Origin of the sequence: Beijerinckia sp. 28-YEA-48 (genome assembly GCF_900104955.1) — a bacterium.
Classification (GTDB): Bacteria; Pseudomonadota; Alphaproteobacteria; order Rhizobiales; family Beijerinckiaceae; genus Terripilifer.
In genome coordinates this window covers 1,560,153-1,580,258 of the sequence record NZ_FNSI01000001.1, presented here as the reverse complement: position 1 = coordinate 1,580,258, position 20,106 = coordinate 1,560,153, and the positions used below count along the sequence as shown (strand labels likewise).

At 61.5% G+C, this 20,106-nt stretch carries 19 protein-coding genes; 11 read left to right on the top strand and 8 right to left on the bottom strand.

Annotated features, from left to right (window positions below; all coding sequences use genetic code 11):
• The 3 genes from BLW50_RS07435 (at position 1) to BLW50_RS07425 (ending at position 2,647) form a co-directional block, all read left to right on the top strand.
• Positions 1-1,308: an amino acid ABC transporter permease gene (locus BLW50_RS07435; RefSeq protein WP_244544159.1), complete on the top strand. Its 1,308-nt coding sequence runs from the start codon at positions 1-3 to the stop codon at positions 1,306-1,308.
• A gap of 12 nt (positions 1,309-1,320) precedes the next feature.
• Positions 1,321-2,103: an amino acid ABC transporter ATP-binding protein gene (locus BLW50_RS07430; protein WP_090699712.1), complete on the top strand. Its 783-nt coding sequence runs from the start codon at positions 1,321-1,323 to the stop codon at positions 2,101-2,103.
• A 376-nt stretch (positions 2,104-2,479) separates the two neighbouring features.
• On the top strand, positions 2,480-2,647 hold the full coding sequence (locus tag BLW50_RS07425) for a Flp family type IVb pilin (RefSeq protein ID WP_244544158.1): 168 nt from the start codon (positions 2,480-2,482) through the stop codon (positions 2,645-2,647).
• Between the two features lie 173 nt (positions 2,648-2,820).
• Here the strand turns inward: BLW50_RS07425 and BLW50_RS07420 are convergent, their stop codons facing one another.
• Both BLW50_RS07420 and BLW50_RS07415 read right to left on the bottom strand, forming a co-directional pair.
• Positions 2,821-3,681 carry an isocitrate lyase/PEP mutase family protein gene (locus tag BLW50_RS07420; protein WP_090699705.1) on the bottom strand — a complete coding sequence of 287 codons (861 nt, stop codon included), beginning with the start codon at positions 3,679-3,681 and terminating at the stop codon, positions 2,821-2,823.
• A gap of 1 nt (position 3,682) precedes the next feature.
• Positions 3,683-4,906 (bottom strand): MFS transporter, encoded by a 1,224-nt coding sequence (locus tag BLW50_RS07415; RefSeq protein WP_090699703.1) that lies wholly within the window; start codon positions 4,904-4,906, stop codon positions 3,683-3,685.
• Positions 4,907-5,047: 141 nt separating this feature from the next.
• Between BLW50_RS07415 and BLW50_RS07410 the strand changes: the two genes are divergently transcribed.
• The 5 genes from BLW50_RS07410 to lpdA all read left to right on the top strand — a co-directional run bounded on the left by BLW50_RS07410 (position 5,048) and on the right by lpdA (position 10,931).
• Positions 5,048-5,371, top strand: a complete 324-nt coding sequence (locus tag BLW50_RS07410; RefSeq protein ID WP_090699700.1) for an FtsB family cell division protein — start codon at positions 5,048-5,050, stop codon at positions 5,369-5,371.
• Between the two features lie 201 nt (positions 5,372-5,572).
• On the top strand, positions 5,573-6,619 hold the full coding sequence (gene pdhA, locus BLW50_RS07405) for a pyruvate dehydrogenase (acetyl-transferring) E1 component subunit alpha (RefSeq protein ID WP_090699696.1): 1,047 nt from the start codon (positions 5,573-5,575) through the stop codon (positions 6,617-6,619).
• A 60-nt stretch (positions 6,620-6,679) separates the two neighbouring features.
• Complete coding sequence (locus tag BLW50_RS07400; protein ID WP_090699692.1) at positions 6,680-8,062, top strand: pyruvate dehydrogenase complex E1 component subunit beta; 1,383 nt, start codon at positions 6,680-6,682, stop codon at positions 8,060-8,062.
• Positions 8,063-8,074: 12 nt separating this feature from the next.
• Positions 8,075-9,421, top strand: coding sequence for a pyruvate dehydrogenase complex dihydrolipoamide acetyltransferase (locus BLW50_RS07395; RefSeq protein WP_090699690.1), 1,347 nt, complete (start codon positions 8,075-8,077; stop codon positions 9,419-9,421).
• 67 nt (positions 9,422-9,488) lie between these two features.
• Positions 9,489-10,931, top strand: coding sequence for a dihydrolipoyl dehydrogenase (lpdA, locus tag BLW50_RS07390; protein ID WP_090699687.1), 1,443 nt, complete (start codon positions 9,489-9,491; stop codon positions 10,929-10,931).
• A gap of 6 nt (positions 10,932-10,937) precedes the next feature.
• On the opposite strand, the gene BLW50_RS07385 is transcribed toward lpdA, so the two are convergent.
• Positions 10,938-11,726, bottom strand: coding sequence for a hypothetical protein (locus tag BLW50_RS07385; protein ID WP_090699684.1), 789 nt, complete (start codon positions 11,724-11,726; stop codon positions 10,938-10,940).
• A 139-nt stretch (positions 11,727-11,865) separates the two neighbouring features.
• Here BLW50_RS07385 and BLW50_RS07380 point away from each other — a divergent pair, with 139 nt between their 5' ends.
• The 3 genes from BLW50_RS07380 (at position 11,866) to lipA (ending at position 14,185) form a co-directional block, all read left to right on the top strand.
• Entirely contained in the window at positions 11,866-12,648 is a 783-nt protein-coding gene (locus BLW50_RS07380; RefSeq protein WP_090699681.1) for a sulfite exporter TauE/SafE family protein, read from the top strand.
• An 84-nt stretch (positions 12,649-12,732) separates the two neighbouring features.
• On the top strand, positions 12,733-13,056 hold the full coding sequence (locus BLW50_RS07375) for a GlsB/YeaQ/YmgE family stress response membrane protein (protein WP_090699678.1): 324 nt from the start codon (positions 12,733-12,735) through the stop codon (positions 13,054-13,056).
• Between the two features lie 142 nt (positions 13,057-13,198).
• The gene (lipA, locus tag BLW50_RS07370) at positions 13,199-14,185 is read left to right on the top strand and encodes a lipoyl synthase (protein ID WP_090699673.1); all 987 of its coding nucleotides are present in this window, start codon (positions 13,199-13,201) and stop codon (positions 14,183-14,185) included.
• Positions 14,186-14,218: 33 nt separating this feature from the next.
• Here lipA and BLW50_RS07365 read toward each other — a convergent pair whose 3' ends face one another.
• The 5 genes from BLW50_RS07365 to BLW50_RS07345 form a co-directional block, all read right to left on the bottom strand.
• Positions 14,219-16,090 carry a TRAP transporter large permease gene (locus BLW50_RS07365; RefSeq protein WP_090699670.1) on the bottom strand — a complete coding sequence of 624 codons (1,872 nt, stop codon included), beginning with the start codon at positions 16,088-16,090 and terminating at the stop codon, positions 14,219-14,221.
• Positions 16,090-16,758: a TRAP transporter small permease subunit gene (locus BLW50_RS07360; RefSeq protein WP_090699665.1), complete on the bottom strand. Its 669-nt coding sequence runs from the start codon at positions 16,756-16,758 to the stop codon at positions 16,090-16,092. The genes BLW50_RS07365 and BLW50_RS07360 overlap by 1 nt, the downstream gene beginning before the upstream one ends.
• Positions 16,759-16,857: 99 nt before the next feature.
• A complete protein-coding gene (locus BLW50_RS07355) occupies positions 16,858-18,018 on the bottom strand; it encodes a TRAP transporter substrate-binding protein (protein ID WP_090699663.1) in 1,161 nt (386 codons plus the stop codon).
• 186 nt (positions 18,019-18,204) lie between these two features.
• Positions 18,205-18,990, bottom strand: a complete 786-nt coding sequence (locus tag BLW50_RS07350) for a DODA-type extradiol aromatic ring-opening family dioxygenase (RefSeq protein WP_090708828.1) — start codon at positions 18,988-18,990, stop codon at positions 18,205-18,207.
• 123 nt (positions 18,991-19,113) lie between these two features.
• Positions 19,114-20,100: a Bug family tripartite tricarboxylate transporter substrate binding protein gene (locus tag BLW50_RS07345; protein WP_090699659.1), complete on the bottom strand. Its 987-nt coding sequence runs from the start codon at positions 20,098-20,100 to the stop codon at positions 19,114-19,116.
• Positions 20,101-20,106: the final 6 nt, after the last annotated feature.

Here is a 20,106-nt window from a genome sequence, read left to right as displayed (position 1 = left end):
ATGGCTGAGCCCGCCGTCGGCCAGTCGCGGCCGTTTGTTCCTTCACCTGATCTGCCGCCGCCCGCGTCCATGCGCGGTCTTTGGGGCTGGATGCGGGCCAATCTGTTCGCATCGCCGTTCTCGGTCTTCCTGACGCTCGGCAGCATCGCCTTCCTCGTTTGGTATCTGCCGGAGCTGATCCGCTATCTATTCATCGATGCGGTCTGGAGCGCGCCCGACGGCGCCGCGTGTCGGGCGCCGGGAGCAGGGGCCTGCTGGGCCTATGTCAGCGCCAAACTGTCGTTCTTCACCTATGGCGCCTATCCGCGCGACCAGGTTTGGCGGGTCGATCTGGTGCTGGGCGCGGGCGGCGCTCTGGCGCTCTGGCTGCTGTGGCCGAATGTCAGGGGCAAAGGGCTCGCGGCCATCCTGTTTTTCATCGTCTATCCGTTGCTGGCCTTTGGTCTTCTCACCGGCCGCACGCCCTTTCCCTTCCCGGTGCCAGACGCCGGAACCACTGGCATCTGGATCGCCATTACCGCGATCGTGGCGCTCCTGGTCATCGGTCTGGCCCTGACCCTGATGCGTCAGAGGCGCTTTGGCATACCGCTTCTGCTCGTCGGGGCATGGTGGCTGGTTGGCGTCATGTGGCCGATCCTCAACCTGAGCCTGGTGGGCACCGATCTATGGGGCGGCATTTTCGTCAGCCTGCTGGTGGCGACCGTCGGCATCGTTTTCTCGCTGCCCTGTGGCGTGCTGCTGGCGCTCGGTCGCCGCTCGCGCCTGCCAGTGATCCGCTTCCTCTCGATCATGCTGATTGAGATCGTTCGTGGCGTGCCGCTGATCACCGTGCTGTTCATGGCCAATACGATGCTGCCGTTGTTTGTGCCCGAGGCCTGGTCGCCCGACCGGCTGCTGCGGCCGCTGATCGGTGTGGCCCTGTTTGCCTCGGTCTATATGGCGGAAGTGGTGCGGGGCGGCCTGGAGGCGGTGCCGCGCGGCCAATATGAAGCCGCGCAAGCGCTCGGTCTCAATTGGCGCAACATGATGTTGCTGGTCTCCCTGCCGCAGGCGTTGACGGCGGTCATTCCCGGCATCGTCAATTCCTTCATCGCCTTGTTCAAGGATACGACCCTCGTGGCCGTCGTCGGCATTTTCGATTTCCTGCGCGCGGTCGACGTTCAAAGGCTGGATCCGGCCTGGGCTGGGCCGACGATTTCCACCACCGGCTATATCTTCGCCGCCGCGTTCTATTTCATTTTCTGCTTCGCCATGTCGCGCTATTCCCTGATGATGGAACGGCGTCTCGCGGCTGGGCGCAAGCGTTAAGGGGGCGAGGCCATGGCCACCACAATCACCGCGACCAATTTTCGGCCTCGTCAGGTCACTAATGCCAACGCCATCATGATGTCGGACGTGCACAAATGGTACGATACGTTCCATGTGCTGAAAGACATCAATTTGAATGTCGGGAGCGGCGAGAAGATCGTCATCTGCGGTCCTTCCGGCTCGGGTAAATCGACCCTGATCCGCTGCATCAATCGGCTTGAAGTGCATCAGCGCGGCCAGATCGTGGTCGATGGCGTCGAGCTCACCGACGACGTCAAACGCATCGATGCGGTGCGCCGCGATGTCGGCATGGTGTTTCAGCAATTCAATCTGTTTCCGCACCTGACCGTACTGGAGAACTGCACGCTATCGCCGATCTGGTCGCTGCACATGCCCAAGGGCGAGGCCGAAGAGATCGCCATGCATTATCTGACGCGGGTGCGCATCCCCGAGCAGGCGATGAAATATCCGCTGCAATTGTCGGGCGGCCAGCAGCAGCGCGTCGCCATTGCCCGGGCGCTGTGTATGTCACCGAAGATCATGCTGTTCGATGAGCCCACCTCGGCGCTGGACCCCGAGATGGTTAAAGAAGTCTTAGATACGATGATCGGCTTGGCGAGGGACGGGATGACGATGATCTGCGTCACCCACGAGATGAATTTCGCCCGGGAAGTCGCCGATCGCATCGTGTTCATGGACCGGGGTGAGATCGTCGAAGCGAATGTGCCAGAGCGCTTCTTCGCCCATCCGGTTCAGGAGCGCACGAAAGCTTTTCTCGCTCAAGTGCTGCGTTAGATCGTGTGCTCGTGCCGCGAGCGACCACCGTTGATCGTTAAATGCCCATGGTTCTGATCAAGCATTTGAAATGTCGTTAATGTTTGGTTGCGGGACTGAATGACAAGGGGATACCGCCGTTTCACCGCGACGAATATTCCGGCATTTGCCTTGAAATTGCAGCGGGATGGGAAAACGAGCCGCGCAGGCAAGGCGTTGCGATAAACACTTTATTGTCCATGTTCGGCGCGAAAAAGCCTGTGTTTATACGGTCGTAGCAGCGAGATACCAGCGGTTTGCACATACCCAATTAATACCCCTTTTAGAGGTACCGCCCATATTCCCTTCACGCCAGGCACTGATGGAGCGCAGGCGAAGTTATTCAAGGAGCTGCCACGTGAAACTCTTTTCGAAGTTCATCCGCAACGAATCTGGTGCGACCGCGATCGAATACGGTCTGATCGCCGGCCTGATCGCCGTTGCCATCATCACCGCGGTGACCTTTACCGGTTCGAAGGTCGCCAGCCAGTTCAACGCGATCGCGAACCACCTGAACGCCACGTGATCTAGAGCCAATCGCGTTTTGATAGAAACGCGATTCGCCTGATCTTTGCTTTCGATGCGTCTTTGTGGCGTTTGATGCGTCCATCGAACTACAAAACGCTTTAAGATCGCAGCTGCGCTGTCAGTTCATGAGAGCCCATCCGTATCAGGATGGGCTCTTTCTTTATGCGAAGATCAGTCGCCCTTGCGGTCGAGGAAATCGCTGGTGCGCGCCCGCCAGAGCGGCTCGCCACTCAGGCGATCGAGATCAGCCTTCGACATGGTCTGCGGTAACGGTGCGCCATCGCGCAGCGCCTGCATGGTCGCCCGCGCGGCGGCGAGCGCGGCCATGTAGGGGTGATGGCCTTGCAGGGCGATTCGCACACCGCGCGCCGCCAGTTCTTCGCGATCCTGCAGCTTCGCCTGCAGGCCTCCGAGCAAGATCGGCAGACGCGCCACTTTGGCGAAAGCATCGACCTCCTGCATGGTGGTGACGCCGGTCAGGAATACGCCGTCAACCCCGGTATCTTGATAGGCGCGCAAACGCTCGAGCGTATCCGCGAGGCCGGTCATGCCAAGGGCGCCGGTGCGGGCCAGCACGCAGAGCGCGCTATCGCTGCGTGCGGCAACAGCGGCGCGCATCTTGCCGATGCCTTCGGCCAGGGAGAGTGGACGCGGCGCCGGTTCGCCGAAGGGCCGTGGCAGATCCGTATCCTCGATCGTCAACGCGGCAAGGCCCGCGTGTTCCAGCTCCTCGACCGTGCGCATGACATTCAGCGCATTGCCGTAGCCGTGGTCGGCGTCGGCGATCACGGGCAGGGCGCTGGCACGGCCGAAGCGGCGCGCCTGTTCGGCGAACTCGCTTAGGGTGAGTAGGATGATGTCGGGCGCGCCGAGCACGGCGAGCGAGGCGACCGATCCGGCATACATGCCGCATTCAAAGCCGATGTCTTCGGCGGTTCGGGCCGACAAGGCGTCGAAGACCGAGGCAGGAAAATAGCAGCGGTCGCTGGCCAGAAGGGCGCGCAGGCGCTGACGGCGGACTGTTGCGGTCATGTCAGGCTCCGGCCATCGCCGGTTTCTGGTTGTCCTGGGGTAATTGCCGCGGCAGCAGGGTGGCCGAGATCAGGATAGCGCCAGCGCAGAGCGCCAGGATCTGGAACAACCGGTCGAAGCCCCAGTTGAGATGCACCCAGGCAATCAGCGGCAGCGACAGCGACATAACTGAGAAGCTGAGCACGTAGCGCGCGCCATAGATCTGCGCCCGCAATTCGCTCTTGGCCAGGCGGCCGATCAGATAATCGTTGATCGGAATGCTGCCGAAGGCGGCGAAGGTGAAACCGAGGCCAACGATCAAAGCCGGCCAACCCATCAGCCCCGGCATCAACGCGAAGAACAGGGTCTGGGCCACCGCCGAGGTGAGATAGACGCTGCGGGTGCTAAAGCGATCAAGCGCCAGGCCGGTCAGCAATTGCGCGGACGAGGCGATGGCGAAGACCAGGAATGTCAGCCAGCCAAGTTGGGTGGCCGAGCCTACGATCGTCTGCAGCCGCTCGTCGAAAATCTTCGGCAATGCGAAGGTGGTCGACTGGAAAATCAGGCTCGAGAAGGCGGCGGTGAAGAAGATGACGGCCGACAGGCGCAGCAGAACGGCGCGCATTTCCGGCGTCGCTGGTGTCGCCACCGTCGCCGCCGCAGCCTTGGGTTTCGACGAGAAATTGCGCGCCGCGATCTCCCTGCGCATGACGATGCTGTAGACAATGCCAAGGGCGATCGAGACCAGTCCCGGCACGTAGAAGGCAAAGCGCCAGCCGCCGTGATCGATGAACCAGCCGGCGAAGAGGGCGGCGCTGGCGACGCCGAGATTGCCCCACACGCCATTGACCGCGATCAGCATGCCGGTGCGCTGGCGGCCTTGCACCAGAAGGGCCAAGCCAACGGGATGATAGATGGCGGCGAACATGCCGAGCACGAACAGGCTGGCCGAAATGGCGATCGGCGTGGAGGCGAAGCCGGTGAGGATGGAGGCGAGGCCGAGGCCGATGAAATAAACCGCCATCATGCCTTCTCGGCTCCAGCGGTCAGCCAGCCAACCGGCGGGCCAGGAGAAGACGGCGAAGGCGACGAAGCCCGGCGTCGCATAGGCGACAAGCTCGGCGTAGCCCATGTTCCATTCGCGCGACAGCGCCACGGCGGCGATGGTGGCGAAGACGAGGGTGGTGAGGTGATCGAGGAAATGGCCGGCGTTGAGCAAATAGAGATGCAGCCTGTCCCGGTCCATGACGAATCCCCCTCACTGTGGCGCGGGGCCAGCCCGGCTTGAGCGCAACCTTGCACGATTCCGGATTATTTCACCAGTCGGGGGCTGTGCGTTTCCTGTTTGTTAGGATTTCGCTAACCGTACCGAGGCCATGATCCGCGCATGGTTATTCGCCGCCGACTCCGCTCCATCCTCCTGCCGCTCCTTCTCTACGCTGTGTCCGGCAGCGTTTCGAGCTATTTTGTCTGGCATGCCGTGAATGGCGAGCGGGGCCTCAAGACCAAAGAGGAATACCGCAAGGTGATGGCCGAGCTGATCACCGAGAATGCTGGATTGCGGGCCGAGCGCGAGCAGTATGAGCGCCGTATTTCGATGATGCGGGCCGAGGCCGTCGAGCGTGATATCCTCGAAGAAGAGGCGCGGATTCAGCTGGGCCGCGTCCACAAAAGCGACGTGGTGGTTTTTCTCAAACCGAACGAGAAGTAATCAACCAAAAACTGGTTCATTCTTAGAATTAACCGGTTTCCAGTTTATTTCAGAAGTAGTCTATAAATCAGTTGATTGTATACATTAAAGCGCGCGCCGAAGGGCCTCGCTTTCTGATCCGCTGTCCGCTATCTTCGCCTTTAGTCGCGGTGCTGCGTCCAAGCACGCACGCCGCTAGAGGAACGCATCAGAGGATCGCTCATGGCATCGGTACAATCGTCCGCCCGGCCCAAGGCCGCCCGTAAACCTGCCGCCGCCGACGCAGATTTCTCCGGCAGCAATATCGCGGAATTCACCCGCCAGCAGGAGTTGGACGCTTACCGAATGATGTTGCTGATCCGCCGCTTCGAAGAGAAGGCGGGCCAGATGTACGGCATGGGTCTGATCGGCGGTTTCTGCCATCTCTATATCGGCCAGGAAGCCGTGGTCACCGGCGTGCAGATGTCGTCGAAAGACGGCGACGCCATCATCACCGGCTATCGCGATCACGGCCACATGCTCGCCTGTGACATGGATCCGAAGGGCGTGATGGCCGAGCTCACCGGTCGCCGCGGTGGCTTGTCGAAAGGCAAGGGCGGCTCGATGCACATGTTCTCCAAGGAGAAGCATTTCTACGGCGGTCACGGCATCGTTGCTGCGCAAGTACCCCTTGGCACCGGCCTCGCTTTCGCCCATCGCTATCGCGGCAATGACAACGTCTCGCTGACCTATTTCGGTGACGGCGCCGCCAACCAGGGCCAGGTCTACGAGAGCTTCAATATGGCGGAGCTGTGGAAGCTGCCCGTCGTCTACATCATCGAGAACAACCGCTACGCCATGGGCACCGCGGTGACCCGCGCTTCGGCCCAGACCGATTTTTCTCGTCGCGGCATTTCCTTCAACATTCCCGGCGAACAGGTCGACGGCATGGATGTGCGCGCGGTGAAAGCTGCCGCCGACAAGGCGATCAAATGGTGCCGGGACGGCAATGGTCCCTACATCCTCGAAATGCAGACCTATCGCTATCGCGGCCATTCCATGTCCGACCCGGCGAAGTATCGCAGCAAGGAAGAAGTCCAGAAGATGCGTGACGAGTTCGATCCGATCGAACAGGTCCGCAACCGTCTCCTGAAGGCCAATATGGCGACCGAGGACGAACTCAAGAAGATCGACGCCAGCGTCCGCGCCATCGTCGCCGAGGCGGCGGAATTCGCCACCAATGATCCCGAGCCCGATCCCTCGGAGCTGTGGACCGACATCCTGCGCTGATTCTTCCGATCCTTCCTTTCGCCACGCATTACGCGTCCGCGTTTTCTTCGAGAGATACACATGCCGATTGATATTCTCATGCCGGCCTTGTCGCCGACGATGGAGCAGGGCAAGATTGCCCGTTGGATTAAAAAAGAAGGCGACAAGGTTAAGTCCGGCGACGTGCTGGCCGAGATCGAGACCGACAAGGCGACCATGGAGGTCGAGGCGGTCGACGAGGGTGTGCTCGCCAAGATTCTGGTTCCAGATGGCACCGACAATGTCGCCGTCAACACGCGCATCGGCGTGATCGCCGGCGAAGGCGAGGACGCGTCCGCCGCCGCGCCGCAAGCAGCAGCTCCCGCTGCCGCTCCGAAGGCGGCCGAACCCGCTGCCGAGAAGAAGGCCGAAGCGCCTGCGGCCGCGCCCGTTGCAGCTGCGGCCATCATCCAGCCGGAGCCGGAAGTGCCGACTGGAACGGCGATGACCATGATGACGGTGCGCGAAGCTCTGCGCGACGCCATGGCCGAAGAAATGCGCCGCGATGGCGATGTCTTCGTGATGGGCGAGGAAGTCGCTGAATACCAGGGCGCCTATAAGGTGACCCAGGGCCTGTTGCAGGAATTCGGCGCCAAGCGCGTGGTCGATACGCCGATCACCGAACATGGCTTCGCCGGCCTCGCTGTCGGTGCGGCTTATTCGGGCCTGAAGCCGATCGTCGAATTCATGACGTTCAACTTCGCCATGCAGGCGATCGACCAGATCGTCAATTCGGCGGCCAAGACGCTGTACATGTCCGGTGGCCAGATGGGCTGTTCGATCGTGTTCCGCGGTCCCAACGGTTCGGCCGCGCGCGTCGCCGCGCAGCACAGCCAGGACTATGCCGCCTGGTATTCCGCCATCCCTGGCCTGAAGGTCGTCGCGCCCTATACCGCAGCTGATGCGAAGGGTCTGCTCAAGAGCGCCATCCGCGATCCCAATCCGGTGATCTTCCTCGAAAACGAATTGCTTTACGGCCACAGCTTCGACGTGCCGCAGATCGACGATTATCTGGTGCCGATCGGCAAGGCGCGCGTTGCGCGTCCGGGCAAGGACGTAACCATCGTGTCGTGGTCGATGGGCATGGTCTATGCGCTCAAGGCCGCTGCGGAACTCGAGAAGGAAGGCATCGATGTCGAGATCGTCGATCTGCGCACCATCCGTCCGATGGACATGGAGACGGTCACTGCTTCGGTGAAGAAGACTGGCCGCTGCATCACCATCGAGGAAGGCTATCGCCAAAGCTCAGTCGGCTCCGAGATTGCCGCGCGCCTGATGGAAGAGGCGTTCGACTATCTCGATGCGCCGGTCGTGCGCATCACCGGCAAGGACGTGCCGATGCCTTATGCGGCCAATCTCGAAAAGCTGGCGCTGCCCAGCGTCGCCGAGGTCGTGCAGGCGGCCAAAGCCGTTCTGTATCGCTGAGGAGCCCGCGCCATGCCGATCAATATCCTCATGCCCGCCCTTTCGCCGACCATGGAAAAGGGCAACCTGGCCCGCTGGGTGAAGAAAGAGGGCGACAAGATTAAATCCGGCGACGTGATCGCCGAGATCGAGACCGACAAGGCGACCATGGAGGTCGAGGCGATCGACGAAGGTGTCATCGCCAAGATCCTTGTGCCGGAAGGCACCCAGGACGTGCTGGTCAATCAGCTCATCGCGATCGTCGCTGGTGAAGGCGAAGACGTGAAGGCGGTTGCCGCCGGCGGCGGGGCTGCTGCTCCGGCGCCCAAGGCCGCCGCTGCACCTGCTGCCGAAGCGCTGAAGGCCCAGCCGGCCGCGGCTCCCGCCGCTGCGCCTGCGCCCGTTGCCGCTCCGGCAGCGGCTGCGCCGGCCGCAGCAAAACCGGCTGGTGAGAAAGTCTTCTCTTCGCCGTTGGCTCGTCGTCTCGCCAAGGAAGCAGGTCTCGATCTCGCTGCCATCACCGGCACCGGCCCGCATGGCCGTGTCGTTGAGCGCGACGTGAAGACGGCCCAGGCCGGCGGCGGCGCCAAGGCGGCGCCTGCTGCGGCCAAGCCCGGCGCACCGGCGCTGGCGCCCGGCATGTCGGACGAGACGATCAAGAAGATGTACGCGCCTGGCAGCTACGAAGAAGTGCCGCATGATTCCATGCGCAAGATCATCGCGCGGCGCCTCGTCGAGGCCAAGCAGACGATCCCGCACTTCTATCTGACGGTCGATTGCAACCTGACGGCGCTGTTGGCGGCGCGCGAGGCGATCAACGCCTCCGCACCGAAGAACAAAGAGAAGCAGCCGCTCTACAAAGTGTCGGTGAATGACTTCGTCATCAAGGCGCTGGGCATGGCATTGCAGCGTGTGCCCGAGGCCAACGTCACCTACACCGAAAACACCATGCTGAAACACACGACGTCGGATATCGGCGTCGCCGTGTCGATCCCTGGTGGGCTCATCACGCCGGTCGTGCGCAATGTGCAGACCAAGGGCCTGGCCGCCATCTCCAGCGAGATGAAGGACTACGCGACGCGCGCCCGTGCCCGTAAGCTGAAGCCGGAAGAATATCAGGGCGGCACTTCGGCTGTGTCCAACCTCGGCATGTTCGGCATCAAGAATTTCTCCGCCGTCATCAATCCCCCCCATGCGACGATCCTCGCGGTCGGCACAGGCGAGGAGCGGGTGATTGTCGAGAAGGGCCAGATGAAGGTCGCGACGATGATGAGCGTCACGCTCTCCACCGATCATCGCGCCGTCGATGGTGCGCTGGGCGCCGAATTGATTTCGGCCTTCAAGGATCTGATCGAGAACCCGGTAAGCATGCTGGTGTGAGGACGGCCGGGGCACGCCCCGGCTTATTCACTTCACACGCGCTCAATCGTGCAGACGGAAACATTTCATGGCTAATTCATACGACATCATCGTGATTGGCTCCGGCCCCGGCGGCTATGTCACCGCCATTCGTGCCGCTCAGCTCGGCTTCAAGACGGCCATCGTCGAGCGCGAGCATCTCGGCGGTATCTGCCTCAACTGGGGTTGTATTCCGACCAAGGCGCTGCTGCGCTCGGCCGAGATCTATCACTATGCCACCCATGCCAAGGACTACGGCCTGAGCATTGAAGGCAAGGTGACCTACGATCCCTCCGCCATCGTCAAGCGCTCGCGCGGCGTGTCGACCCAGCTCAACACCGGCATCGGCTTCTTGATGAAGAAGAACAAGATCGATGTCATCTGGGGTGAAGCTAACATCTCCAAGGTCGGTGAAGTCACCGTTGCAGCGACCAAGAAGCCGGCCATGCAGCCGCAGGTCCCGCCACCCAAGGGCACGCTGGGCGAGGGCACCTATCAAGCCAAACACATCATCGTGGCGACGGGCGCGCGGCCGCGCGCGCTGCCGGGCATCGAGCCCGATGGCAAGCTGATCTGGACCTATTTCGAGGCCATGGTGCCGCCGGATATGCCGAAGTCGATCGTAGTCATGGGTTCAGGCGCAATCGGCATCGAATTCGCCAGCTTCTATCGCACGTTCGCTGTCGACGTGACCGTGGTCGAAGTGCTGCCGCAGGTTCTTCCTGTTGAGGATGCCGAGATCTCGGCCCTGGCACGCAAGCGCTTCGAGAAGCAGGGCATCAAGATCATGACCTCGACCAAGGTCACTAAGGTCGAGAAGGGCGCCAACGACGTCACCTGCACCGTGGAAGACGAGAAGGGCAACAAGCAGACGATTAAAGCCGATCGGCTCATCTCGGCCGTCGGCGTCGTCGGCAATGTCGAAAATCTCGGGCTCGAAAAGCTCGGCGTGAAGGTCGAGCGTGGTTGTGTCGTGACCGATGGTCTCGGCCGCACCAATGTCGCCGGCGTCTACGCCATCGGCGACGTTGCCGGCCCGCCGATGCTGGCCCACAAGGCCGAGCACGAGGGCTCGCTCTGCGTCGAGGGGATCAAGGGGCTCCACCCGCATCCCATGGACAAGATGATGATTCCGGGCTGCACCTATTGCCACCCGCAGGTGGCGAGCGTGGGCCTCACCGAAGCCAAGGCGAAAGAGCAGGGGCTGTCGATCAAGGTCGGCCGCTTCCCCTTCATCGGCAATGGCAAGGCGATCGCGCTGGGCGAGCCGGAAGGCCTGGTGAAGACCATTTTCGACGCCAAGACCGGCAAGCTGCTCGGCGCCCACATGATCGGCGCGGAAGTCACCGAACTGATCCAGGGCTTCGTCATCGCCATGAATTGCGAGACGACCGAGGAAGAGCTGATGCACACGGTCTTCCCGCATCCGACGCTCTCGGAAATGATGCACGAGAGCGTGCTCGACGCTTATGGGCGCGTCATCCATATGTAACGTGTGTTACGCGGCGCGGCTTCTTAGGACGCCGCGCCGCACTGGCCCGAGCAGCAAGGCGAGGGCGATAATGGCGAGATAACCGATCGTCATATCGCGTTTCCAAATTGCGAGTTCGACCCGCCGTTCAACGGCAAGCGCCTCCTGCGCCCCATCGCGCAGGGCTGCGACAAGACCCTGCACCTCGACATCTCGGCTCATAGCCATGAAACCGGCCGCCGACAGGATCGGCAAGGCGATCACGCCGGCGATCAGCACTGGCCGCAATCGCAGCATGAGGGGAGAGTGGCGCAGGCTGATCCACAGCCCGAGGCAACCGTGCAGCCAGCCTGGCGCCAAGAGCGCGATCTGCCATTGCTCCGAACCGCCAGCGACGATCGATGAGACGATGCCGGCATAGTCAGGCTTCACGTCATAAAGCGTCAGCGCCAGACGCGTCGTGGCGATATGGCCGATGAGCAAGAGCGGCAGGCTGAATCCAGCCCAGAAGCGCACAATCTCGATCAGCGGAAAGCGCCAGTCGTGGCGGATGTAGATCGAGCGCAGCGCCAGCCAGAAGTGCAGCAGGGCCGAACCGTAGAGCAGGATCGTGCCTGGCCGGCTCTGCCAGATAGCCATACTCACCCGCAGCATGGCCTCGGCCCGATCGAGCGACAACAGGCCGAGCGCGTGGTTGATCAGATGCCCTGAGATATAGGCAAACAGCACCAGGCCCGAGGCGAGGCGCAAACGGCGCGCCGAGAAGAGGCGGCTGGAAAGGAGGCGGCCTGAGAACAGGCGAGACGGCGCAGGCATGCCCTTGGTTAGCCTCCGCACCGGCGATCCGGCAAATCACCGTCGCACACATGGCCGTGAGCGGGAGCGGTACAGCAGGCCAGCTCTGCGTTGGCGGGACTGGCCATTGCCGCCCACTGGTCCTAGAAGGCGGCCAGCGATGCTGCCCAATCCCGATCTGCCGATTATCGGCGTCACCCTGTTCCAGCTGCTGCTGGTCACCACAGTCGGCGGTCTTGCGGCCATTTTGGGCGGTGTTACCGGATACGGCACGGGCCTGATCCTGCCGCTGGTTCTGGTGCCGACCATCGGCGCTGAAGCAACGGTGCCGGTGATCGGCGCGGCGTCGATCCTCAACAACATCAGCCGGCTCTACGTTTTCCGCCAAGCGATCAATTGGCGGCTGGTCGGGTTCATCACCCTGATTTCGTTCCCGTTCTGTCTGGCTGGCGCCTATTTCTATTCGCAACTCTCCGGACCTTGGGTGACGATCCTGATCGGCGCCATGCTGATGCTGCTGGTGCCAGCCAAACGCCTTCTCAAACGCTCTGGCGTGCGACTGCGCTCCAAATCGCTTGGCTTCGCCAGCGCCGGCTTAGGTCTGCTGATCGGTGGCACGGCAGGGTCTGGCATCGTGCTCCTATCGATTCTGATGGCCGCGGGCCTCAGCGGTAGGGCAGTTGTCGCCACCGATGCGACGATCTCCTTCCTGCTCGGCATGGCCAAGACCGGCATGTTCCAGTCGACCGGGTTGATGACGCCGGCCTCCTGGGCCATAGCGCTGATCATCGGCCTCGTCGCCGTGCCCGGCGCCTTTGTCGCCAAATGGCTGACGGAGCGAATGTCGTTGCGTATTCATGACCTGATCATCGAAGCCATGGTCTTTCTCGGCGGCGGTCTTCTGGTCTGGCGGGGCCTCACCGAACTTTGGCTGAGGACATAAGTCCTTTCAGGCGCTTCTTGGACTTGTCATGCTTGGAGGCCATGACTAGCTTCCTGGCAGCAGGCCTTGCGTAGGAGCTTATAAATGGATCAGGTTTATCCCGTTCTCGGAACGCCGGGCGTCGGCTTTTTCTCGCTGCTGGTCATCGGCGCCATCGCCGGTTGGATCGCCGAGAAGGTGACGCGCTCGAACCACGGCCTGCTGACCAATATCATCGTCGGCATCGCCGGCTCTTTCATCGGTACGCGCTTGGCTGAAGTGGCCGATATTCCCGTTCAGGGCTTCCTGAGCCGTCTGATCACCGCTGCCGTCGGCGCGATCATCCTGCTGTTCGTCTGGCAGGCCCTGCGCGGGCGCAGCGCTCCCTCGCAGCTGCCCCAAGGCCGCACGCCGATCGACAAGATCTAAGGATTTTGGTCTCAGCCGCCGCTAGGGCTTAACTGCCTTGCAATTCATGCAGTTCCAATCGGTCACGCTAAGCCTTGGCGTGGCCGCTTTCATGGCCTAAATGAAGGGTCTGCCGGCTATTTCAGGCCGCACGGAGCTTTGAATGGCCGTCGTTCTCGACCTTCTCAACAATGACCCCCGCCGTAAGGCCGGGCAGGCCACGGCGGCGCTGCGCCACCCCGAGAAGGCACACCGCCCCGATACCGAGATTCTGCGCAAGCCGGACTGGATCCGGGTGAAAGCGCCCGGTTCCCCGGCCTTCGCCAAGACTCGCGCGATCGTCAAGGAACATGGCCTCGTCACCGTCTGCGAGGAGGCCGGCTGCCCTAATATTGGCGAGTGCTGGGAAAAGAAGCACGCCACGTTCATGATCATGGGCGACACCTGCACCCGCGCCTGCGCCTTCTGCAACGTGAAGACCGGCATGCCCAATGCGCTCGATGCGCTTGAGCCCGAGCATATCGCAGATTCCGTCGCCAAGCTCGGCCTGAGCCACGTGGTCATCACCTCGGTCGACCGTGACGATCTCGCCGACGGCGGCGCCAAGCATTTCGCTTTGACCATCGAAGCGATCCGCGCCCGCGCGCCCAATACGACCATCGAAATTCTGACGCCGGATTTCCTGCGCAAGCCCGGCGCACTCGAAGTTGTGGTCGCGGCGCGGCCCGACGTGTTCAACCACAATCTCGAAACCGTGCCGTCGAAATATCTCTCGGTGCGGCCCGGCGCGCGTTATTTTCACTCGATCCGCCTGTTGCAGCGGGTGAAGGAGATCGACCCGACGATTTTCACCAAGTCGGGCATCATGGTTGGCCTTGGCGAAGAGCGGCACGAAGTGTTGCAGCTGATGGACGACCTGCGCTCCGCCGATGTCGACTTCCTCACCGTCGGCCAATATCTGCAGCCGACGCGCAAGCACCATCGCGTCGTCAAATTCGTCACGCCGGAGGAGTTCAAGTCCTACGAGACGATCGCCTCGACCAAGGGCTTCTTGCTTGTCTCGGCCACGCCGCTGACGCGCTCATCGCACCATGCGGGCGAGGATTTCGCCAAGCTGAAAGCGGCGCGGCTGGCGCGTAACGGCAAGTAGTCTCCGGCAAGTAGCTGCGCGCAACCTCTTTAATCAGCCGCCTCCATAGAGATAGTTCGGCAGCCACAAAGTCATGCCGGGCCACACATACATGATGACCATGCAGAGAATGACGATCAGCATATAGGGCATCATGCCGGCGAAGATCTGGTTCAAGGTCACATGCGGCGGCGACACGCCCTTGAGATAGAAGGCGGACATGGCCACCGGCGGCGATAGGAAGGCCGCCTGTAGATTGACGAACACCAAGGTGCCCCACAGCAGTGGATCGATGTTGAAATGTTTCAACAGCGGCAGAAAAATCGGCACGAAGATGACGATGATCTCGGTCCATTCCAGCGGCCAGCCGAGTATGAAGATGATCGCCTGCGACAGGATCATGAACTGAACCGGTGTCAGGTTCAGCGACAGCACCCATTGCTCAAGCAGGGCCTGGCCGCCGAGCAGCGCGAACACCGCTGAAAACAAAGCCGAGCCGACGAACAGCCAGCACACCATCGATGTGGTCTTGGCGGTGAGGAACACCGCCTCCTTGGTGCGCTTCCAGTCGAGCGTGCGCGCTTGCAGCGCCAGAAGGAAGGCGCCGAAGGCGCCGACGGCGGCTGATTCCGTCGCCGTGGTGATGCCGAGCAAAATCACCGCCAGAACAAGAACGGTGAGGAGACCAAGCGGCATGACCGACGAGGTGAGCATGCGCAGAACCTCGAAGCGCTCCGCCTCCATGCCCCAGTAGTAATAGAGCAGCAGCAGAGCCAGGGCCGCGCAGGTGCCCCAAAACCAATTGTAGAAACTGGCTGGCGGCCCAGTGTAGGCGGCTTGCGCCTGATTACGCAGTTCCGGATCGCCCATCTGTTGCAGGCCTTCCGGCTCGGCCTTGTCTTCGTCCTGATCGGCGCCGGCCCCAAGTTCTTGTGGCATCTCTTCTGCCGGTGCTGCGCTTGTATCGGCCGTGGCGGCGGGCACGGCCTGCCTGTTCATTTCGGTTATGACGGTCGGCGGCGCATCAGGCTGCTGGTGGATGACCACATACCACCACGTGCCCCACATGGTGGCGATCGCCAGGATGAGCGGCACCAGTGCATAGCCGAGGCTGCCGATGAGGGTGCTGTAGGTGATCTTGCCAGCGCCGGTTTCCAGGGCAAGTGCTCGGCCAGGACTGACGAGCGCGCGCAGCAGAGCCGGAAAGATTTTCGGCGTGTAGGCGCCCTGCAGGCCGCTGACCCAGGGGCGAACCGGCACGCGGTTTTCCGCATCGCTCAATTGCGGCGCGATGCGTGGATTCCACAGCGCCCAGCCGACGATATAAATCAGATAGAGCAGGGCCAGGAAGAAGCCCGGAAACATCGCGGCGGCATAGAGTTTTACCACCGACTGACCCGCCACCGCCGCATAGACGATGATCATCACCGACGGCGGGATGAGAATGCCGAGCGTGCCGCCGGCGGTGATGACGCCGGTCGCCAGCCGCGTGTCATAGCCCGCATTGAGCATCGGCCGCAGCGCGATCACGCCCATCAGCACGACCACGGCGCCGACCAGGCCGCTGGCAATGCCCCAAAAGGTGCAGACGATCAGGGTCGCCACTGCCAGTGATGCAGGCATGCGGCGGAAGGCAAGCTGGATCGAATAGAACATCTTATCGACCAGCGCGCCGCGCTCCATCACATAGCCCATCAGCACGAAGAGCGGGATGGAGATCAGGACGTCATTGGTCATCGCGCCATAGGTGCGCTGGACCATCAGGTCGAAGATGCGGTTGTCGGCCCAGGATTCCGCCGGATTGTAAAAGGCGAAGAAGCCGAAGAACATGCCGAGACCCATCAGGGTGAAGGCCGTCGGAAAGCCCATCAGAATGAAGATCACGATGAGGCCGAGCATGGAAAGGCCGAGGGCCGGGTCGCTCATCAGATTGACTCCCTGCCGCCCATGCCGCGCTGACGCGCCGCTTCGTCGATGGATTGCGCCTGTTCGATCGCCTGTTTCTTCGCCTCCTCGTCGACATATTCGCTATTGGCGAGCTGTTCCTCGACCACGTCGATCTCGGCCACGTCCTTGAGGCGCTCAGGCCATACGCCGGTGCGCAGGCAGACAACGCAGCGGATCATCTCGGCAAAGCCTTGCACCAGGATCAAGGCGCCAGCGATCGGAATGATGGTTTTGAAATGATAGACCGGCGGCCCGTCCGCGGTGACGTTGGAATGCTCGCCGATACGCCAGGAATCTCCCGCATAGCCCCAGCCGGCATAGAGCAGGGCGGCGATGCCAGGCAAGAAGAAGACAAAATAGAGCAACAGGTCGAGCGCCGCCTGCGTGCGCGGCCGCATGGAGCTGTAGAGAAAGTCGCCACGCACATGGCCGTTCTGCGCCAGCGTATAAGCGCCGCACATCATGAACAGCGTGCCGTAGAACATATTGCTGGCATCGAATATCCAGGCCGTCGGCATGTTCATCATGTAACGCTTGAACACTTCGATGCAGACGAGCCCCATGAGCCCGATGATGAGCCACGCGGCGGCCTTGCCAACCCAAGTGCTGAGGGCATCGATACCATAAAGCAGACGTTGTGTGGTCATGGGCACCGCATTTTGAGCTGCGTGTCGTGACATCGGAATCGGAGCGAAGACGCGCCGTCCGGAGCACAGGCCCCGGACGGATCATCTTTGATCTGAAGGTTAGAACTTCTTCGTCGCCTTGGGGCCGAAGTAGTGATTGTAAGCCATGCGCCGGCTCACCACCGTATCTTGTTCCCACCGCGTCGCGCGGCGCGCGAAGGCGTATTGCGAGTCCAGGATTTCCTTGAACAGCGGATTTTCCGCCGCCTTCTTGGCGATGACATCGTCGTAGATGTCGAGCTGGCGTTGCAGAACGCTGTCAGGCGTCTTGAAGAAGCGCACTTTGTCCTTCGACTGCATCTCTTCATAATCGCGCGAATAGCGGTCGATCGCCTTCCAGGCCATTTCCTGTCCGGCCGCTTCGGTCGCATTGCCGATGATCGACTTCATCTTCTCGGGCAGGGCATCATATTTGGTCTTGTTGAACATGATCTCGAATTGCTCGGCGTTCTGATGATAGCTCTGCAGCATGCAGACCTTCGAGACGTCGGGGAAACCGAGAACGCGGTCTGACGAGGCGTTGTTGAATTCCGCCGCATCGAGCAGGCCGCGGTCCATCGCCGAGACGATTTCACCGCCCGGCAGCGCGTTGACAGCTGCGCCCAAACCCTGGAACACGTCGATCGAAATACCGACCGTGCGATATTTCAAGCCTTTCAGATCATCGGATTTAGTGATCGGTTTCTTGAACCAGCCAAGCGGCTGCGTCGGCATAGGGCCGTAGAGGAAGGAGACCACATTGCCGCCAACAGAAGCGTAGAGCTTCTCCAGCAATTCCTTGCCGCCACCATATTTGTGCCAGGCGAGCAGCATGTTGGCGTCCATCGAGAACGCCGGTCCCGAACCCCACAGCGCCAGCGCGGTGCTCTTGCCATAGTGATAGACGAGCACGCCATGGCCGCCATCGAGCGTGCCTTTCGAAACCGCGTCGAGCAGACCGAACGCCGGTACGACCGCGCCAGCGGGCAGCACTTCGATCTTCAACTCGCCACCGGTCATGTCATTGACCTTCTTGGCGTAGTCGATAGCGAATTCATGAAAGATATCTTTGGCCGGCCAGGTGCTTTGCCAGCGCATGCTGATGACACCCTGCGCCTTGACCACATTCGGCATGGCCACGACGCCCGCGCCGGCAAAGGCTGCCCCCTTCAGGAAGCGGCGGCGCGTTTCTGTTTGTGCACGTGAAGAAGCCTTCGAAGAAGCATTGTCGCTGCTTGTCATCCCTGTCTCTCCGGAAACTCCGGTCTTGAAGCCGGATTCGATCACGCGGTCGGTGACCGCTCGGAGACAAGGCTAGGCGATCGATGGCGCGCGCGTAAACGGCCAGCGATCGGATTCTGTCGCTCCTAGACCAAAGTATGAATTCCCTAAGTACAGCAATGGTCTAGCTGCGCCGCACCGCATCAATCAGTCGAAGCGGTAGGCATCCATGGAGAGGATGCCATAGTCATAGCTTGAGTGGATCCGTTTGCCCGCACCGCCACCGGCGCCCATGGCGAAGGGCAGCGGTAGGAAGTGTTCTTCGCTTGGATGGTTCTCGCGGGCGAAGGGCGCGGTGGTGCGATAGTCGGCGATGGCCTGCGCATCGCCTGCCTCGACCTTGGTCGCGATCCACTCAGCAAAGTCCTTCACCCAATCCTGGATCGGCGCATCGAGCTGTCGGCCACCACGCGCCAGTTCATAGAGATTGTGCGTGAGGCTACCGGAGCCGACGATCAGCACGCCCTCATCGCGCAACGGCTGCAAGGCAGCGCCCAGCGCCAGATGATGGGCGGAGCCTTTCTGCGTCTGCACCGAGATCTGCACGACCGGGATGTCAGCGTCCGGATACATCAGTTTAAGGGGAACCCAGGTGCCGTGATCGAAGCCGCGATCGGTGACCGGATGCGCCTCATAGCCCGCCGCCTGGAGCAGACTGGCGGCGCGCACGGCGATATCGGGCGAGCCCGGGGCCGGATAGACCATTTCAAACAGCGGCCGCGGAAAGCCGCCGAAGTCATAAATCATCTCCGGCTTTTCATCGGCGGTCAGCAGGGGCAGGCGCGCCTCGAAATGCGCGGTGGCGATGAGAATAGCCTTCGGGCGCGGCAATTCCGGCGCGTAATGTTCCATAAAATCGCGCGCGGCGCTGTGATGCAACGCCGTCATCGGTGAGCCGTGCGACAGGAACAGGGTGGGCATACGATCGGACATGGTCTTCATCTCAGATGGATTTAAACCCTCATATGGGATGTCCGAACCGATTTGGCCATATGGCGGGCTGGCGCGGGCTTGGCAAAACCCGCCGCCCTCAGGGCTGTTCGCGGAAAATCCCGTTCACTGCTGCGGAATGTCGATTTCCTTGGCCAGATCGCGCCATGTTTGCTGTTCCTGCCGAACGAATGCGGCCGTCTTTGCTGGCGAATCCGTACCGTTGGTCGCAAGCCCCAGGGCGATGAGCCGCTGCTGGATATCGGCGCCACCGAGGAAATCCTTCACGGCTTTGTTGAGGCGCTCGACGATCGGTTCTGGCGTGCCTGTCGGTGCCGCGAGCACGAACCAACCGTCGAGAACCGCGCCGGGAATGGTTTCCGCGACGGTCTGAAGATCGGGAAGGCCGGGAAATCTTTTGCCGGAAGACACGGCGATCTGCCGGAGATCGCCTGTCTGCACGAACGGTTGTGCGGCGATGATCGAGCTGACGAGCACTTCGACGCGGCCCGTCGCTGCATCCTGCACCAGCTGCGCGGCATTGCGATAAGGCACTTCAGCCATGTCGAGCTGTGCCCGACGATTGAGAAGCCGGCCGGTGAAGACACCAGCGCCGGCTGTCGCGTCGACGCCGTAACTGACTTTACCTGGATTGGCCTTCACATATTTGATCAGCTCGCCGAGGTTCTGGGCCGGTACGGATTTGTGGACAGTGACGATCTGCGGGGCGAAATCGGCCACCAACGCGATCATGACAAAGCTCTTCTCCGGATCATACGGGAGCTTCTTGAATGTCGTCGGGTTGATGGCGAGGCCGGACGTGTTGGAGAAGAGCAGGGTATAGCCATCGGGGTCGGATGTTGCAGCCGCCTGATGCGCCAATAGGCCCGAGGCGCCAGGCATATTCTCAACGTACATCGATCCGCCAATGGTCTTCGATACTTCCGTCGCCATGACGCGGGCGATGACATCGGTTCCTGCTCCCGGACCAGTCGGCACGATCAATTTGATCGGCCGCGCGGGCCAGTTTCCAGTGGAGCCTTGGGCTTGAACGGCTGTCTGCGAAAGGCCGCTGAACAAAGCAGCAGCCAGGATCAGCTGGCGAATTTTCATATTCTA

Bases quoted from the DNA above. Each gene is read 5' to 3' on its own strand.
- BLW50_RS07435 (WP_244544159.1), top strand. From the start codon at position 1: ATGGCTGAGCCCGCCGTCGGCCAGTCGCGGCCGTTTGTTCCTTCACCT.
- BLW50_RS07430 (WP_090699712.1), top strand. From the start codon at position 1,321: ATGGCCACCACAATCACCGCGACCAATTTTCGGCCTCGTCAGGTCACT.
- BLW50_RS07420 (WP_090699705.1), bottom strand. From the start codon at position 3,681: ATGACCGCAACAGTCCGCCGTCAGCGCCTGCGCGCCCTTCTGGCCAGC.
- BLW50_RS07415 (WP_090699703.1), bottom strand. From the start codon at position 4,906: ATGGACCGGGACAGGCTGCATCTCTATTTGCTCAACGCCGGCCATTTC.
- BLW50_RS07410 (WP_090699700.1), top strand. From the start codon at position 5,048: ATGGTTATTCGCCGCCGACTCCGCTCCATCCTCCTGCCGCTCCTTCTC.
- pdhA (WP_090699696.1), top strand. From the start codon at position 5,573: ATGGCATCGGTACAATCGTCCGCCCGGCCCAAGGCCGCCCGTAAACCT.
- BLW50_RS07400 (WP_090699692.1), top strand. From the start codon at position 6,680: ATGCCGATTGATATTCTCATGCCGGCCTTGTCGCCGACGATGGAGCAG.
- BLW50_RS07395 (WP_090699690.1), top strand. From the start codon at position 8,075: ATGCCGATCAATATCCTCATGCCCGCCCTTTCGCCGACCATGGAAAAG.
- lpdA (WP_090699687.1), top strand. From the start codon at position 9,489: ATGGCTAATTCATACGACATCATCGTGATTGGCTCCGGCCCCGGCGGC.
- BLW50_RS07385 (WP_090699684.1), bottom strand. From the start codon at position 11,726: ATGCCTGCGCCGTCTCGCCTGTTCTCAGGCCGCCTCCTTTCCAGCCGC.
- BLW50_RS07380 (WP_090699681.1), top strand. From the start codon at position 11,866: ATGCTGCCCAATCCCGATCTGCCGATTATCGGCGTCACCCTGTTCCAG.
- BLW50_RS07375 (WP_090699678.1), top strand. From the start codon at position 12,733: ATGGATCAGGTTTATCCCGTTCTCGGAACGCCGGGCGTCGGCTTTTTC.
- lipA (WP_090699673.1), top strand. From the start codon at position 13,199: ATGGCCGTCGTTCTCGACCTTCTCAACAATGACCCCCGCCGTAAGGCC.
- BLW50_RS07365 (WP_090699670.1), bottom strand. From the start codon at position 16,090: ATGAGCGACCCGGCCCTCGGCCTTTCCATGCTCGGCCTCATCGTGATC.
- BLW50_RS07360 (WP_090699665.1), bottom strand. From the start codon at position 16,758: ATGACCACACAACGTCTGCTTTATGGTATCGATGCCCTCAGCACTTGG.
- BLW50_RS07355 (WP_090699663.1), bottom strand. From the start codon at position 18,018: ATGACAAGCAGCGACAATGCTTCTTCGAAGGCTTCTTCACGTGCACAA.
- BLW50_RS07350 (WP_090708828.1), bottom strand. From the start codon at position 18,990: ATGTCCGATCGTATGCCCACCCTGTTCCTGTCGCACGGCTCACCGATG.
- BLW50_RS07345 (WP_090699659.1), bottom strand. From the start codon at position 20,100: ATGAAAATTCGCCAGCTGATCCTGGCTGCTGCTTTGTTCAGCGGCCTT.